Annotated in this window: 14 protein-coding genes and 1 pseudogene; 2 read left to right on the top strand and 13 right to left on the bottom strand. The window is 44.1% G+C overall.

The genetic code is table 11. The features are described 5' to 3' along the window. Positions 1 to 208 precede the first annotated feature (208 nt). The 11 genes and pseudogenes from DSM107010_RS29040 to DSM107010_RS28990 all read right to left on the bottom strand — a co-directional run bounded on the left by DSM107010_RS29040 (position 209) and on the right by DSM107010_RS28990 (position 12,504). Positions 209 to 2,848 carry an MGH1-like glycoside hydrolase domain-containing protein gene (locus DSM107010_RS29040; protein WP_106171155.1) on the bottom strand — a complete coding sequence of 880 codons (2,640 nt, stop codon included), beginning with the start codon at positions 2,846 to 2,848 and terminating at the stop codon, positions 209 to 211. A gap of 264 nt (positions 2,849 to 3,112) precedes the next feature. After that, positions 3,113 to 4,435, bottom strand: a complete 1,323-nt coding sequence (locus DSM107010_RS29035; RefSeq protein ID WP_106171644.1) for a phospholipase D-like domain-containing protein — start codon at positions 4,433 to 4,435, stop codon at positions 3,113 to 3,115. 53 nt (positions 4,436 to 4,488) lie between these two features. After that, entirely contained in the window at positions 4,489 to 4,980 is a 492-nt protein-coding gene (locus DSM107010_RS29030; protein WP_015156192.1) for a pentapeptide repeat-containing protein, read from the bottom strand. Between the two features lie 62 nt (positions 4,981 to 5,042). After that, positions 5,043 to 5,851: pseudogene (locus DSM107010_RS29025) on the bottom strand (SDR family oxidoreductase). Between the two features lie 86 nt (positions 5,852 to 5,937). Continuing rightward, positions 5,938 to 6,573, bottom strand: a complete 636-nt coding sequence (locus tag DSM107010_RS29020; RefSeq protein WP_015156194.1) for a fasciclin domain-containing protein — start codon at positions 6,571 to 6,573, stop codon at positions 5,938 to 5,940. Positions 6,574 to 6,657: 84 nt separating this feature from the next. Then, the gene (locus DSM107010_RS29015) at positions 6,658 to 7,320 is read right to left on the bottom strand and encodes an SAM-dependent methyltransferase (protein WP_106167701.1); all 663 of its coding nucleotides are present in this window, start codon (positions 7,318 to 7,320) and stop codon (positions 6,658 to 6,660) included. Positions 7,321 to 7,371: 51 nt separating this feature from the next. Further along, complete coding sequence (locus tag DSM107010_RS29010; RefSeq protein WP_106167698.1) at positions 7,372 to 8,706, bottom strand: APC family permease; 1,335 nt, start codon at positions 8,704 to 8,706, stop codon at positions 7,372 to 7,374. Continuing rightward, entirely contained in the window at positions 8,703 to 9,377 is a 675-nt protein-coding gene (locus tag DSM107010_RS29005) for an SAM-dependent methyltransferase (protein ID WP_106167697.1), read from the bottom strand. The genes DSM107010_RS29010 and DSM107010_RS29005 overlap by 4 nt, the downstream gene beginning before the upstream one ends. A 206-nt stretch (positions 9,378 to 9,583) precedes the next feature. After that, positions 9,584 to 10,303 carry a hypothetical protein gene (locus DSM107010_RS29000; RefSeq protein WP_106167695.1) on the bottom strand — a complete coding sequence of 240 codons (720 nt, stop codon included), beginning with the start codon at positions 10,301 to 10,303 and terminating at the stop codon, positions 9,584 to 9,586. Positions 10,304 to 10,645: 342 nt separating this feature from the next. Continuing rightward, entirely contained in the window at positions 10,646 to 12,043 is a 1,398-nt protein-coding gene (mgtE, locus tag DSM107010_RS28995; RefSeq protein ID WP_106167694.1) for a magnesium transporter, read from the bottom strand. A gap of 113 nt (positions 12,044 to 12,156) precedes the next feature. Beyond that, positions 12,157 to 12,504, bottom strand: a complete 348-nt coding sequence (locus DSM107010_RS28990) for a phage holin family protein (protein WP_041463372.1) — start codon at positions 12,502 to 12,504, stop codon at positions 12,157 to 12,159. A gap of 282 nt (positions 12,505 to 12,786) precedes the next feature. Between DSM107010_RS28990 and DSM107010_RS28985 the strand changes: the two genes are divergently transcribed. After that, positions 12,787 to 13,470 (top strand): rhomboid family intramembrane serine protease, encoded by a 684-nt coding sequence (locus DSM107010_RS28985; protein ID WP_106167693.1) that lies wholly within the window; start codon positions 12,787 to 12,789, stop codon positions 13,468 to 13,470. Positions 13,471 to 13,552: 82 nt separating this feature from the next. Here the strand turns inward: DSM107010_RS28985 and DSM107010_RS28980 are convergent, their stop codons facing one another. Both DSM107010_RS28980 and DSM107010_RS28975 read right to left on the bottom strand, forming a co-directional pair. Next, a complete protein-coding gene (locus DSM107010_RS28980) occupies positions 13,553 to 13,870 on the bottom strand; it encodes a hypothetical protein (RefSeq protein ID WP_148125939.1) in 318 nt (105 codons plus the stop codon). A 52-nt stretch (positions 13,871 to 13,922) separates the two neighbouring features. Continuing rightward, the gene (locus tag DSM107010_RS28975) at positions 13,923 to 14,336 is read right to left on the bottom strand and encodes a response regulator (protein WP_015156203.1); all 414 of its coding nucleotides are present in this window, start codon (positions 14,334 to 14,336) and stop codon (positions 13,923 to 13,925) included. A 345-nt stretch (positions 14,337 to 14,681) separates the two neighbouring features. Here DSM107010_RS28975 and DSM107010_RS28970 point away from each other — a divergent pair, with 345 nt between their 5' ends. Next, positions 14,682 to 16,535, top strand: coding sequence for a response regulator (locus DSM107010_RS28970; RefSeq protein WP_106167691.1), 1,854 nt, complete (start codon positions 14,682 to 14,684; stop codon positions 16,533 to 16,535). The last annotated feature ends 12 nt before the right edge of the window (positions 16,536 to 16,547 follow it).

Raw genomic sequence — 16,547 nt, 5'->3', positions numbered from 1 at the left:
GAGACTATTGTGTGTGTATTTTGAGCATAGGTCTCAGTTTTCTTTTTGGCTAGTTTTTCTCATCGAACTCACGTTGATAAGGTGTTTTGAAGATTTGTGTCGCGCAAAGACAAGCCAGTGCGCTGGCGTGAGGTTTCCCCGCCCTGTAGCACCTGGCGTGCAGAGGCGCGAAGAAAGGCGATGAAGATAAGAAGAAGTCGCGGCTGAATTACTTCATTTCTCCACTGTCGCGGATTAAGTTTGCTACTAATCCCGTCCAACCTGTTTGATGATTTGCTCCCAATCCTGCGCCGTTGTCGCCATGAAAGTATTCATAGAATAATAACAAGTCTTGCCAGTCTGGATGAGTTTGAAATATAGCGTTGCCACTGTGAACAGGACGACGATTACTACTATCTCGTAAGAAAATTCTTGTCAATCTTTGAGACAACTCTGTAGCCACTTCTGCCAAATTCATCCATCGACCGGAACCAGTGGGACATTCAACTTTAAAGTCATCTCCTAAATAGTTATGAAATTTTTGCAGAGACTCAATGATGAGATAATTCATCGGAAACCAAATAGGACCGCGCCAGTTAGAATTCCCGCCAAACATCCCACTGGTAGATTCAGCCGGTTCGTAACTTACTTGATGCTGCTGACCGTCAACATTGAAAGTGTATGGGTTTTCTAGATGAAATTTCGAGACAGAACGAATGCCATACTCGCTCAAAAATTCGCCTTCATCTAACATTCTTTGCAAAATTAACTTGAGTTTTTCAGGATTAACAATTGCTAGCAATCGTTTGCTTTCTTTTCCTTCGTCTGTCAAAGAGGCAATGTTCTCTTGCAGTTTAGGACGATTGTTAATAAACCACTCAAAGCGTTTTTTAAACCCTGGAAATCGCTCTAGTAAATCTGGTTCTAGAATCTCTACTGCAAATATGGGAACTAAACCCACCGTCGAACGCACCTTGAGGTGATGGCGTTCGTCATGTGGAGAATGCAAGACATCATAAAAGAACTTGTCTTCATCATCCCATAGGTGAATCTGAGTTTCGCCAATGTGGTTCATTGCATCGGCAATATAGAGGAAATGCTCGAAAAATTTACTGGCGATATCTTCATAAGTAGAGTTAGTTTTTGCCAATTCTAATGCGATCGCCAGCATATTCAGACAATACATTCCCATCCAACTCGTACCGTCTGATTGTTCTAAATAGCCACCTGTAGGCAACTCAGCACTGCGATCGAAAATGCCGATGTTATCTAAGCCTAAAAATCCTCCTTGAAAGACATTATTGCCATCGTTATCTTTGCGATTTACCCACCAAGTAAAGTTGAGCAATAATTTCTGAAATACTCTTTCCAGAAAATCAGTATCAGCGCGATCGTAAATATCTCGTTCAATTTGATAAACTCGCCATGTTCCCCAAGCATGAACGGGAGGATTGACATCGCTAAAATGCCATTCATAAGCTGGAATTTGCCCGTTAGGATGCATATACCATTCCCGTGTCAGTCTATCCATTTGTCGCTTGGCAAAATCTGGATCGATTGTTGCTAAAGGAATGACATGAAAAGCTAAATCCCAAGCCGCAAACCAGGGAAATTCCCATTTATCGGGCATAGAAAGAATATCATCATTAAATAGATGCATCCATTCTTGATTGCGAGCATTATGTCGCTGTGGCACTGGTTGATTTGGATCGCCATTCAACCAATCTTCTATGACGTAGTGATAAAACTGTTTTGTCCACAATAAGCCAGCAAAAGCTTGTCGTTGCACGTTACGACAATCTGCTAACAACTCTTCTGGAGAAATTCGTTGATAAAATTCATCTGCTTCTTGCTTGCGAGTTTGTAAAATTGTATCAAACTCTAAAAATGGGTGTGTTAGCTTACCGAGATCGCTGAGTCTTAGCTTGATGATTTGTTCTTCACCTGCATCAAGATTCAGTGAGTAATAACAAGCAGCTTTTGTACCTATTTTTTCTGGGTTAATAGCCTTTTCGATATTCTCCACAACATAATCGTTTACCCCGTCTTTGACATAAGGAGATTTATTGCTAACTCCAAATAGCTTTTGATAGTTAGTCTCATTTTCTGTAAACAACAACTTGCAGCCATTTTGACAATACAACCATCTTTTCCCCAAAGTTGGATGAGCAGCTTCAATAGCACAGGCAAGAAGATCGGGCTTCATGACTTGAAGTGATGGTTTTTCACTCTGTTTATCCCAAGCCCAAGTATTGCGGAACCAGAGAGTAGGTAAGAGATGAAGTGTTTTTTCTTCCGAACTACGATTGACAACTGTAATTTGAATTAAAATATCTTCAGGAGAGTTTTTAGCATATTCGACAAACACATCGAAGTATTGATTATTGTCAAATATACCAGTATCAACTAATTCAAATTCCGGCTCGTAGTATCCTCGTTGCTGATTTTCTTGCACCAATTGCGTGTAAGGAAATGCTGATTGAGGATATTTGTAGAGATATTTCATATAGGCATGACTGGGAGAATTGTCAAGATAAAAATAATATTCTTTGACATCTTCCCCATGATTGCCTTCAGGTCCAGCTAACCCAAATAATCTTTCTTTCAGGATTGGATCTACTCCATTCCAAAGCGCGATCGCAAAACAAAGTCTTTGATGATTGTCAGAAATTCCCGCAATCCCATCTTCTCCCCAACGATAGGCGCGACTCCGAGCGTGTTCGTGGGGAAAATAATCCCAAGCATTACCATTCTGGCTATAATCTTCGCGTACAGTTCCCCATTGGCGATCGCTTAAATATGGACCCCAGCGCCGCCAGTATGCTTGACGGGTGCGATTTTCTTCCAGTCTTTTTTCTTCTGCGGTCATGTTTTTACTCCATGAACTGAAATAAAGTCAAAAGTCAAAAGTTAAAAGTCAAAACATTTCAAGTAGGGTAGGTATTGCCCATCATGAGTTACATATGCCAATTGTGGTAAGCATTGCCTACCTGAAAATTATTAAGATTTACCTATAGTAGTTCTAAATGATTTGTAAAGTATACTTCTAGCCTGCCGCAGGCTAGAAGCCTGCTCCACGTTCATGAATCAAATAAAATTGCTATACAACTAATTTAAATTTCTCACTAAACTACTACAACAAAGGCTTGAAAATCAGCCCTATTTGACCGAGTAATTTCTCTGTTACTGAACGATTTTGCCATTCTATGCGAGTAAGACAATTGCTATTATCCAAAGCGTTTTGAAATAAATTGTCTGTTTTTTCAATTAATTGAGTATTGTTAGTAGAAATATTTAATTCGTCATTGTGATGATAGCTGCGGGGGTCAAAGTTTGCACTGCCCGTACTTACCCAGTCATCGTCAATTAAAGCTAGTTTAGCGTGCATCATACTTGGTTGATATTCGCAAACTTGCACCCCAGCTTCTAGTAGTTCGCCGTAGAGTTCGCGAGAAGCAAAACGTACAATTGGCTTATCATTCTTCTGTCCCATTGTCAGAACGCGCACGTCAACCCCCTTTTGCCTGGCTTGAATTAGCACGTTGCGCGTATTGCGATCGGGGACAAAATAGGGGCTACCAATCCAAATTCGCTCTCTAGCTGCCAAAAAGCTTACCTGAAATAGCATTCTGATTGTTGACTCGCTCAAAGTAGACGTGTCATTCGTGATGTAAAGTGGCGTTCCTTTTTCTGGTTGCACTTTGATTACATCCTGCGCCAAATCTACCGTGCCACCAACATATGCCCAATTTTGGAAGAAATTGCCTTCCAATAGACTGACGACTTCTCCCGTATAACTTGCTTCAAATTCTAACCAAGGAGCGGTATCACCTATTTCTGGATCGCCATCCCAATCATCTGAAACTCCTGCACCACCAATTAAAACCCGTTGACCGTCAATTAACAGTAACTTGCGATGAGTGCGAGAATTATACTCCAATGGCGCTCTCCAATCGAATTCGCGGAAAAAACGCACCTCAACACCAGCTTGCTGCAATCTTTGCCAATACTCGCTGGGAATCGAATCAGTACCGTAGTCATCGATCAAAAGTTGTACTTCCACACCTGCTTGAGCGCGATCGCTGAGTGCGGCAGCAAATTCATCAGCACGACGACCAGGGGTCATGTAGTATATTTCAAAGTGAATCGTGCGTTTGGCGCTCTTGATAGCATCTATGCGAGCAGCATAAATAGCATCTGCTCCGCTCCAATAGTCAGTCAAGCGACCGCTAGTAGGTAAAGCATTGGATAAACTTACTACTAGTAGTGGAAAACGGGGATCTTCTAAACTAGGTCCATTGGTAATTTTATACTCGACTTCCGAGCGAAAAAACCCTCTCAGGTAGAGAAAGCCCAAGCAAAGAATTGCCAAAGCAAGGACTCCTCCACCAATCCACCACCACAGCTTTTTCTTTGCTGCGCGACGGTTTGCCAATTGCCGTTGTCTAGTCTGCATTTCTAGCCTAGTAATTTCCAGTCATTTCAAAACGCAAAGCTGAAGCAGACAAATCACCTATTTCTAACTGTGCCATCAGGCATGACTGTGTTCTCAAATTCTGCTTGTTGTAAATTTGCTCCCGTGATGTTGGCTTTGGTAAGATTTGCTCCTTCTATGTCTGCTCGCTGGAGACTAGCTTGTTGTAAATTAGCCGACTGTAGGTTTGCCTTTTCTAGATCGGCGCGAATCAGATTAGCTCCTTGTAGGTTAGCACCTTGTAAGTTAGCTTCTTCTAAATCTGCATTTTGTAAATTAGCATTCTGGAGATTAGCACCTTGTAAGTTAGCTTCGTCCAAATCTGCGTTTTGTAGATTTGCTCCACTCAAGTTGCAACCAGGACATTGTTTAGTTTTTAGCAATTTTTGTACTTCAGAAGATTGAGCTTGAGTTTGGGCTTGAGCGATCGCTTCAGGTATTTGATTCAGGGAAAATCCAGCAACGAGTGTCACAAAGGTTGCTGTTACACTCCAGAATTTCAATGTTTGTGAAGTTAATCCATTCATTTTCAATTCTCAACGTTTAACTTTTAACTTTTAACTTTTGACTTTTGACTTTTGACTGTCAATCAGGCTGACCATGCCTCGCGAAAATCGGCGTACAAAGTCAAACCACCATCGACAAATAGAGTTTGTCCGGGATGTAGGCGGCTTCATCCGAAGCTAAAAAAGCAACTGCTGCTGCCATTTCTTCGGAAGTACCAGCACGACCCATCGGAATGTGACTTTCAACGATCGCCTTCTTTTCTGGGTCATTTGTCCAGGCTTCGTTAATTGGTGTAACTGTTGCGCCTGGAGCGACGGCATTAACTCGAATTCCTCGATTGGCATACTCTAAAGCTAGGGTTTTGGTCATATTTTCCATCCCACCTTTGCTGATGGAATAGCTGACATACATCGGTCTGGGAATAATTTCGTGAACGCTGGAAATGTTAATAATAATTCCAGAACGATTCTGGGATAGTAATTGTTTGATAGTTTCGCGGGCGCACAAATAAGCACCGCGCAAATTAACTGTTAACACTCGATCGAATTCTACCGTTTCAATTTCGTGGGAGGGAGATTCAGTTTGAATTCCAGCATTGTTGACCAGAATATCTAAACTACCAAATCTTTCAACTACAGTATTGACCATGCTGATGATGTCTTCTTCTTTCGAGACATCTCCCTGTACCAGCAGAGATTTCACGCCGCAATTTTCCACGTCTCCACATGCTTTTTGCATTGCCATTTCTTCTGTATCTTCTGCCCCATCAGGACTTTTGCGGTAATTGATGGCAATATTGCATCCTTCAGAGGCGAGGCGAATGGCGATCGCTTGTCCAATGCCCGAACTTGCACCAGTCACCAGTACGTTTTTGCCTTTTAATCCCTTCATAGAGTTATTCCTTCATCTCTACGTATCATCTTCTTGTAGAGACGCAGAATTTTGCGTCTCTCAACCGAATTAGATAGAAAAGCGAATTAGATAGAGAAATTGGGTGGTAAGATGACGCGATCGACAATGTGGATGACACCATTGCTAGCAGGAATGTCTGCCTGGGTCACGGTGGCATCATTCACTGTTACTTGATTGGCTGTTTGGTCAACTTTAACGTTAACGTTTGCACCTTCTACCGTTTTCACGTCTCCCGATTGCAACTGATTGGCGCTCACTTGACCAGGAACGACATGGTAAAAAAGAATCTGCGCTAGTTGTTGGCGATTTTCTGGTTGTAGTAGCCTTTGGCGAGTTTCTGCGGGAAGGGCATTAAAGGCATCATCTGATGGTGCAAACACCGTGTATGGACCTTGAAGTTCTAAGACTTCGTTAGCATCTGTTTCATCAATGACAGAAGCAAGGGTTTTCAGCGAAGGATTTGCCTGTACTACATCAACGACATGGTTGTCATCTGCCTCTGCTTGAGCGGCGGGAGGCGCAGTTGGAGCAGCAGGAGATTGTGTAGTAGCCCCTGGCGTAGCTTCCGCAGTCGGCGCAGTAGCAGGAGGTGTTTGTGCGGTTTGCTGAGGTTCGCAAGCAGCGATAATTGGCAAGATCGTCAGTCCTGCTGCCAATCCAGCTAATTTTTTGATTGAATTAGTTCGATTTTGAACGTTCATTGGATTATCCTTTATTATTTGTCATTAGTCATTGGTCATTGGTCACTGGTCGCTGGTCACTGGTCACTGGTCGCTGGTCACTGGTCACTGGTCACTGGTCACTGGTCGCTGGTCACTGCCCCTCTGCTCCCTTTCAGGTACAGTCCACAAGTAAATCGTTCTGCCGTCTACTTGCTCGACTCTTTCAGGTTTCCAATCGCCCATGCCGTAGTTGTGAGAAACAATGCGAGTACCTGGTTTGAGTTCTTGCAACAGCTTGGGACGCAGTTTGATGTTGTTCTCTGTCAGTAGATAGAGCGTCACTACTGTTGCTTCGCTCATGTCGGTTTTGAATAAGTCTGAGTTGCGAAACTGGACGCGATCGCTCACTCCTGCTGCTTTGGCATTCTGATTCGCCTGTGCAACAAGTTCTGGATCGATCTCTATACCAACTCCTCGCGCTCCATATCTTTGGGCAGCCGTCACCGGAATTCGCCCATCACCGCTACCCAGGTCGTAAATTATGTCATCCTTGCCCACATTTGCTATTTTCAGCATTGCATCTACAACAGGTTGAGGTGTTGGAACGTAGGGAATACTGGACTGATATTCCTGGGGTGAAGTTGTCGGAGCTGTTGCTGGAGATTGAGTTGTCGAAGTCGGTGTTTGTGCCTCAGCTTTTAGTTCGGGTGGCGTGCATCCAGCTATGCCCAAGCTGACAACGCTTGTACTTGCAACTATTCCTAGTAGCATTTTTTGTAATTGCACGAGCCGCACTCCTTTCACTTGTGTTTGTAAAAAATCAACTATCGCTAATTGCTAATTGCTTTGATGCCATTGCCACAACGGGATACCGAGTCCTACCACCAAAATGCTCGCGATCGCCCCTATGCCCGTGTACGCCAAACTGGAATAAAACAGATAGGCACAGACTACACAAAAAAGTAGGGGTGTCAAAGGATAAAGCGGGACTTGAAATGGACGCTGAACGTCGGGTTCTCGCATCCGCAGTACCAACAGCGAAATTCCAGTTAAGAGAAAAAAGAACCAAAATACGGGAGCGGTAAAGTCTACCATCGTTTCAAAGCCTCTACGAGTCAGCGTGCCTAGTACCACTAACGCTATGGAGATCGCTCCCTGTACAAGCATTGCACCAGTAGGAGAACTACGTGACCCAGACAATTTAAGAAAACTCAGTCGGGGAAAATCTTGCCCCAAAGCATAGTTGGAGCGTGCGCCAGTGAAAATTGTGGCGTTGAGCGAACCCAAACTGGCAATGACTATGAGCAGACTAATAATTATTGCACCGCGATCGCCCAAGGCTTGCTGCATCAAATCTGCTGCTACTGCTTGAGACTGTCCCATTGCCTCTAATCCCAACCCTTTAAGGTAAGCTAAGTTGACTAGAAAATAAATAACTGTAATGATGCCGATACTCCAGAGCAACGACCGGACAATATTGCGTTGTCTATTCTGAATCTCGGCTGAGATGTAAGCTGCTTCGTTCCAACCGCCGTAGGATAGCAAAACAAATAGCATTGCCAATCCCCAGCCTCCAGAGTTGGTTGATTCTGTAGCGGGAATTGAAGTAGGGGTAGCAAAGGCGATGCCGATAATGACTATGAGTAACAATCCCAGCACCGTAGCAACCGTAAGTAAGTTTTGCGTCCGCTTGCCCTGTTGCAGACCAAAAATATTGAGAGTCGTGAACAGAGCGATTGCACCTGCTGCATAAACTGAGGCAGAAAACGTACCCAAACCTAAGATTCTAGAGGCATAGTCGCCAAAAACAAATGCCAAAAGCGCAATTGAACCAGTTTGAACAACTGTCATCCTCGCCCAGGCAAACAAAAAAGCTACTCTCTGCCCGAAGCTGCGCTTGAGGTAATAGTAGTTCCCTCCCACATGAGGATATGCCGTTGCCAGCTCTGCATAACACAATGCTCCGACCAGAGATATCGCACCTCCTACCAGCCAAGTTAGCATCAGTGCTGCATTACTACTGACATTAGCAGCAACTAGAGCAGGGGTTTCAAAAATCCCCGCGCCAATGACAATCCCTACAATCAGGGCAACTGCATCGACAAATGCCAGCGATGGTTTTGGAGAGGCGACTTTGGCGATCGCAGCTTGACTGTGTTGTTTGCGTCTCATGCTAGGTAGTGGACTGGTGCGGAAGTATCTTCTGTTCGTGCTTTGTCAGGATTGTTTTGAGAGTGGAAATTTTTCGGCACGCGATCGGGTATGACCCAGTAGTAAATGGTTCTGCCACCCACTCGTTCAACTCTTTGAGGTTTCCAATCACCCATACCGAAAGCGTGGGAGACAATCCGAGTTCCTGGCTGGAGTTCTCTGAGCAATTTCGAGCGCAGCTTGAGATTGACAGCAGGTAAAAGGTAGAGAGTGACTACCGTGGCATTGCTCAAATCTGCTTTAAACAAATCTTGTTGACGAAACTCTACCAAGTTAGTAACTCTAGCCTCTCTTGCGTGGGTATTTGCTTCTTGGATGCGCCTGGGATTAATATCTATACCCACACCCCTAGCACCATACTTTTGTGCTGCGGTAATGACCAACCGTCCATCACCACTACCGAGGTCATAAACTACATCGTTGCGGTTGACTTTGGCAATTTCTAGCATTCGCTCTACCACAGGCTGAGGTGTCGGTACGTAGGGAACGTCAAGTTGCCGTTGTAAAATCCGCACGCCAGGAGTAGATTCTGTTTGGTTGTCCGTGCCAAACTGACGCTGTTGAGTGCAGCCGACAAATACTAAGCTACTAATACAGATTACGAGTAACTGTAGCATCCGTCGTTGCTGCATAGTCAGTATATTTCCCTCCATCCAATCGAGCTAGTTTTACAACAACACAAATTTACAGTTTTGCTAGTGGGGCAGGTGCTGGCGGGCGAGTCTTTGCAGAAAACGCTTTTTGAGCTTAATTTCTCTCCACCAGCGAGGAGCGGCATTAACAATCTGCTTCTAGTTTTCAAACCAAAAATGATGACAATATGACAACTCGACAGTTCTTACAATCCTTCAAAGTTGTAACCAACACCGATCGTCAGTCCTACACTAGTACTGTCAAAGAAGCCGACATTCACACCAGCATTGGCTGTCAGTCGATCGCCTAGAGGTACGTCAGCACCAGCAGTAAGCATTGGTCCTACATCGCTGTTGTCTCCTGTGGCGATCGCTAAACCTCCTCCTACGTAGGGTGCAAAACTAGATATTGCTTCTGTCGCTGCTCCTGTAGGTTGCACGGTAAAGTCATAAGTAATTGGAATCAGAAAGGTAGTGTTGTCCCCAAATACCACAGCAGGACGGACAGAGACAGCTTCCGTGAATCCGATTTTGCTGATAACTGTGAAGTTGCCGATACCCAAAGCCGTGTCGCCACCGCCTAGACCGATGTTGCCGCCAACTCCAACATAGCTGGAACCACCACGAGTAGCTCTACCTGGTTCAATTGCACCTGGTGTGGTTTGAGTTGGTGTAGTTTCGGGTGTAGTTGCAGGTGGTTCTGTAGTGGGGGTAGTTGGTTGAGTGCTGGGGTATGTAGGGTCAACTTGAGCCACTGTTGAATTTGCCGAGTCATTTCTGAGTGCAGCAGCCGAAGTTGAAACTTTCGTGTCTTGAGTAGGATTGGAATTAGCAGTCTGAGCTTGGGCTGACAATCCGCCTGCTAACACAGCTACGGTAGCGATGCCGACCGCAACAAAAATCTGCTGAATAGGTTTTGCGTTCACGAGCGTTCCCTCAAATGTTTCTAAAAGTAGTTAATAGCGCCATAAACTATGGCAAATGGTCAAAAATTAACTGATTTTTGTTTAGCTATCTTTTGTTCAGCTTTCTTTAGCATTACAATCAAAAATGATGAGAAAATGACAGCATAAAGATAAAAATTTATTTTTTTTAGAGTGTTTAATGAACCACGAACCGAGAGGTGTTGAGCTATAATCTGACTTCTGAGTTCTGACTCTTCTTTACTAGAAAAAAAGTTCTAACCCAGGATAGATATTTTTATGCGAGTGAGGATAATTCGTGTTTAATCCTCACATAGATTTAATGCCTAACCTTCTCAGTCAAACCTACAATTGCAGAACTACCCTTGCTACCCAAAGATAGATTGAAACACCTAAAACATCAACTACGGATGTAATAAATGGCGCTGACATCAAAGCTGGATCTAAACTCAGCTTGCTAAACAAAAAAGGGAGGGCAGAACCGGAAACGGAGGCTAACAAAGTAATCGCCAGCAAACTAACTCCAACCGCGATCGCCACTTCCCAACTATTTTCTAAAAAGTAAGCCCATACAACCACCGCTAGTCCTAGCATTACCCCCAGCAGCAGCCCAACCAAACTTTCTCTGGTAATTACACTCAGAGCTTTTTTGACGCTAACTTCACGCAGATTCAAACCGCGAATCACGACTGTTGAAGACTGCGCTCCGACATTACCACCCGCATCAATCAATAAGGGAATGAATGCAGCTAAAGCAACTACTCGTTCGATAATTTCTTCTTGGTTAGCAATAACGGCACTAGTAGCTGTATTAGCAAACAAGAGAATAAACAACCACTTCACCCGCATTCGAGCAATTTGAAATAAGTTGGTTGTTTGGAAATATTTATCGCCTCCAGACTCGACACCGCCTAGTGCATAAATATCCTCTGTGGTTTCCTGCTCGATAACATCGAGGACATCATCAACAGTGATAATGCCAACTAGACGCTGCTCTGTATCTACTACAGGCAGTGCCCCAAAGTCATAATCCTGAACGATCCTGGCTACTTCTTCTCGATCGGTATCTGTGCGGACAATAACTACCTCCCGTTTCATCACATCAGCCACAGTTTGCTCTGAGCCAGCAGTTAATAAAGCGCGTAAGGTCAGGACACCAGTAAGGTGACGAAACTCATCGGTAACATACAGATAGTAAATGGTTTCAGTCACGTCTGCCAAACGGCGAACCCGTTCTAAGGCTTGGGCAACTGTCAAACTTTCCTTGAGTGCAATATACTCTGGGGTCATAATCCGCCCAGCAGTATCAGGTTTGTAACCTAGAAGTAGGGTAGTAGCTTGGCGTTCGGTAGGGCTGAGTTGATTCAGTAAACGCCGGACAACCTTAGCAGGTAATTCGTCAAACAGTCGCGCTCGATCGTCGGGGGACATCTTATCCACAATATCGAGGACATCTTGCTGCTTAAATTCTTCAATCAGAGCTTGCTGTACGTTGGAATCGAGATACTCGTAAACTTCGATCGCTTCATCTTTAGACAACAAGCGAAAAGCGATCGCCTGTTTTACAGCTGGTAATTCTGTAATGACAGCGGCAATATCTACAGGCTGTACGGGTACGAGTAAAGCTTTAGCTCCCCGCAAGTCTTCTTGTTCTAGCAGTACCAGCAATTGCGATCGCACTATCTCCTGTAGTTCTTGTCGCGATATATTCGCTGGTAGAGAAGGAGAGTTTTGATTTTGCATCTAGGCAACTCCCTGGCTGTAGTAAGCGATCGAAATGAATCGGAAATGTCTTCAGCGATGAGTCAGGAATAATACTTGCAACTGGCGATTCAACTTGAGGTAGATCGGCAACTTCATCTCACGTTTGTGACTAATTGACCTAACACAGTAGCAACTAGTGTCAGTACGATCGAACCTAACAAGGCAGGTAGAAAGCCAGTTACAACAAAACCAGGGGTAATAAAACCTACCAGCCACAACATCAGGGCATTAATAACAAAAAGAAATAGACCAAACGTTAACAGCGTGAATGGTAAAGTCAAAATTATCAGAATTGGGCGCACGAGCGCATTAACTAGTCCTAAAATTGCCGCAGCAATTAATGCTGTGGTAAAACTATTCACCGTAAAACCAGGGACGACATAGGCTGTAATCAAAAGTGAGATAGCAGCGGCTATCCAAGTGAGTAGAAAGTACAGCATAAATCTTCGGGTGAGTAATAGCAACAAATAACTCATGCGAACTCAAGTGCGATCGCCGAAGTTATTATCTATAATCTTGACTAAAAATGTGATGAGAAAGTGACAGATATCAGTGACCAGTTATCAGTGACCAGTGACCAGTTACCAATATCTACTTTTGACAAATGACAAATGACGAATGACCAATAACAGCCATATTGTCATTTTCTAGTCACATTCAAAGTTCAAATTAGGAAATAAGCAGAATCAAACTTGTCACAATTCTGTCAAACTGAAACACCCGTGGTTCCCCTGCGAGATAATAATCCCACAACAATTACCCCGTATGTCAATTATGGGTTAATTGCTGCAAATATCGCCGTTTTTATTTATCAGTTGAGTCTGAATAGGCAAGAGTTACAAGAGTTCTTCCGCTCTGCGGCAGTCGTGCCTTGCCAAATCTCCAACACTTGTCCTCAAATCTCCGCGCAACCCATACCAGAATGGTTGACACTGTTTACATCCCAATTTTTGCACGGCGGTTTTTTACATATAGCCGGAAATATGTTATTTCTGTGGGTGTTTGGTAACAATATTGAAGACCGATTGGGTCATATCAAATTTTTATTTTTCTATCTAACTTGTGGCGCTTTGGCAGCATTGGCTCAGTGGTTTTTTTCTCAAAATTCTCCGATTCCTGCTCTGGGTGCTAGTGGCGCGATCGCTGGCGTTCTGGGTGCGTACATACTCCGCTTCCCCCGCGCCCAAGTTCTCACCTTAGTTCCCTTGGGCTTTTTCATCACGACGATCCGCATCCCCGCTATGTTTTTTCTGGGGTTTTGGTTCGTTCAGCAAGCTTTCTACGGCATTGCTAGCCTCCAAGCTCCCAGTTCTGTAGGCGGTGGTGTAGCTTACTGGGCGCACGCTGGGGGTTTCGTTTTCGGGGCAATTCTCGCCCCCCTGTTGGGCTTGTACAAGCGGGACTAGGTTTAGGTGGTTATTTTAGCTGCTCTATCCTACCTTGGATTAATTAACCAGTTGGCAGTTTGAGTTCTAAAGTAAGCAAGTACTAGAGGTGCGAGGAAAGTGCATCTATTCTTGTTTGCATTGTCTCTAGATAAATTTCAAGTGCTTGGAGGTATGATTTTTTTGCTTCTGCTTGCGCTTGTGTGGCTTGCTGAGATAGATCTTCCGAACAAAAATTTTCCAACTGTGCTAACTGAATATACATTAATAACTTATCCGCTTGCTTCTGGATGAACTCGCTATAACCTTCAATAATACGACCGTTCTTTTGTAACGACAAATCATCATATTTCTGTAAGATTTTACCGCACGACTCTACTAATAGCGCACATCGACGTGTGAGGTCTAAGTTTTTTAGCATTACATGTAATTCATGTTGTAGAAAGTCTTGCATAAAATAATTCCTATATTGACTATTCAAATAAAGAAGAATGTTTGAGCGGCAAGATATGCTGGATATGATTTAAAAGTGCATCGAAATTAATTGGCTTTAGAATAAAACCAAGCGCCCCAGCACCGAATGCTTCAATTGGCTCCACGCAGTCATAGCCTGTAACTAATAAAATTGGAATAAAGGGTAAGTTGACATTTTGGTGGATATGTCGAGTCACCTCCAAGCCATCCATTTCTGGCATCATCACATCCAATAACACTAAGTGCGGTCGAAAAGTTTCGATTAAGCTAAGGGCTGCGCGACCGCTATCAGCAGTTTCCACTTGATAGCCTTCTTCCTCTAAAAAAGATTGCAGCAGTAAACAGTTGTCGGCAATGTCGTCAACTACTAAAACTCTGTGAATTTGAGGTGTTGGGTTATCGGGTTTATACACGATCGACTCACTCAAAAATTAATCAGGTTCGGATTTTTGGGTCAGCACGGTGCGTTGTTTGCAGCTCGTGTACACATCATACTAGTCTCTCTATACAAAAATTAGAAGTTTTCTTCAAAATTGCTTCATTTTTATAGATTGTAACTAAAAGGCATATTTTTTGTGTTAAAAAACTATCTATGGTAGTATATTCGACTCAACAAGAGGAAAATTAAAATCTTTTAGCTGCAAGGTAACTTTATTTGCTGAGAAATTTGAGGTTGTACGAGGTAGTTAATCGCCAAACCTGCAATTTCTTTCTCGATCTGAAGTGGTAGTTACTCTTTACTCGAAGCAAGGGTGCTGATGAAAATTTTGCTAGTAGAAGACGATCGCTATACGGTAGCAAAAATCATAGAAATACTTGCACAACACCAGTATGTAGTCGAAGTGGCTGCTGATAGCGAAAAGGCAATTCAACTGATGCAGTCTTACGAATATGACCTGCTGATCGCCGATGTGGTTCTGCCTGGATTAGATGGGATCAGTCTGTGTTGCTACCTGCGGGAACAGAACTATCAATTGCCGATTTTGCTGTTATCTGTGAAAGCTAGTGTCAGCGATCGCGTCTTTGGATTGAATGCAGGCGCGGACGATTACTTAGTCAAACCCTTCGACTCAGCAGAGTTAGTTGCTCGCGTGGGCGCTTTGCTGCGGCGACGAGAACAATTTGTTTCTCCTGCACTGACTTGGGGAGCTTTGCGACTGTTTCCCAATACCCGCAGAGTCACTTGGCAAGGAAAGCCGCTGAATTTAACCGCAAAAGAATTTAGATTACTACAGCTTTTTTTAGAAAATCCACAACGGATCTTCAGTAAAGACGTAATTTTAGATCGGCTGTGGACGGCGACGGAGTCTGCCAAAGCAGGGACGGTTGCAGCACACATGAAGGGACTGCGGCAGAAGTTGAAAGCAGCTGGTGTCAAAGTAGAGATAATTGAGACGATCTATGGCGTAGGCTACCAGTTGGGATCTCCACTCGATCTAGAGCAATCCGTACAAGGCTCGCCTGTATTGCCAATCAAAATCGAACCAAGTCCAGCGCAGCTGGAAGTTATGGCTGTCGCGGCTGAGGTTTTGCAGGAAATTAGAGCCAGCCTCAATGAGGAGACAGCATTGTTCGAGCAAGTCATTGCCCAATTATCTGCCGGAACGCTGGAACGAGAACTGCGGCGACAAGCTGAAAGACATGCTCATCAATTAGCTGGCTCGTTAGGCTCTCTAGGTTTATCGCAAGGATTTGAAGCGGCACAGCAGATCGAGCTATTACTGCAAGGTGAAATGGCGTTGCGGCAGACAGCAACACGACAATTACAGTATTTTGTAGAGTTACTCAAGCAAGCTTTGGTCGCAATCCCTATGCCAATTGCCCCAACTTCACCAAGAATTGCTTCGGCGCGACTGCTGGTAATAGATGACGATCGCATTCTCGTCAACCAACTACGACTAGCGGCAGTCGCGGCTGGATTCAATCTAGAAATAGCAACGACTTTGGCAGATGGTAGAAGGGCGATCGCCCAAAACCCGCCCGATGCCATTTTGTTAGATTTAAGCTTTAATGAAGATACTGAGGATGGACTCAAGCTTTTAGCAGAACTGGACGAGCAAAACTCTTCCATTCCCGTGTTAGCATTTACCGTGCGCGATAGTTTGACTGACCGGATTACAGTTACTCGTTTAGGCGGACGCGCTTTTCTACACAAACCCATTTCCATCAGTGAGGTTTTCAACGCGATCGCTCAGGTCATCGATCCCCCTCCCATTCCAGAAGCTAAAATCCTGGTTGTCGATGACGATCCCCAAATTCTAGCAACTTTCGTCGAGCTACTACCTGCTTGGGGGTTGCAAGTGACAACTCTAGCCCAACCGCAACGCTTTTGGGAACTACTGAGAACCGCAGTGCCAGATCTGCTAGTTTTAGATATATCTATGCCACAGTTTAGCGGAATTGAACTTTGTCAAGTAGTACGCCATGACCCGCGATGGGAAAATCTACCAATTCTAATGCTATTAGAGCGAGAAAATGCCGATTTAATTCACCAGATATTTATGGCTGGTGCAGATGACTATATCTGCAAACCGATTGTCGCACCCGAACTGATAACTCGGCTCTTGAATCGTCTAGAAGGCATCCGCTTGCGGCAACAGCCCAGAAGTTGAGTCAACTCCCCA

The organism is Chroococcidiopsis cubana SAG 39.79, assembly GCF_003991895.1.
Classification (GTDB): domain Bacteria; phylum Cyanobacteriota; class Cyanobacteriia; order Cyanobacteriales; family Chroococcidiopsidaceae; genus Chroococcidiopsis; species Chroococcidiopsis thermalis.
The sequence above is the reverse complement of the archived record's forward strand: the minus strand, read 5'-3'. Positions and strand labels throughout refer to the sequence as shown.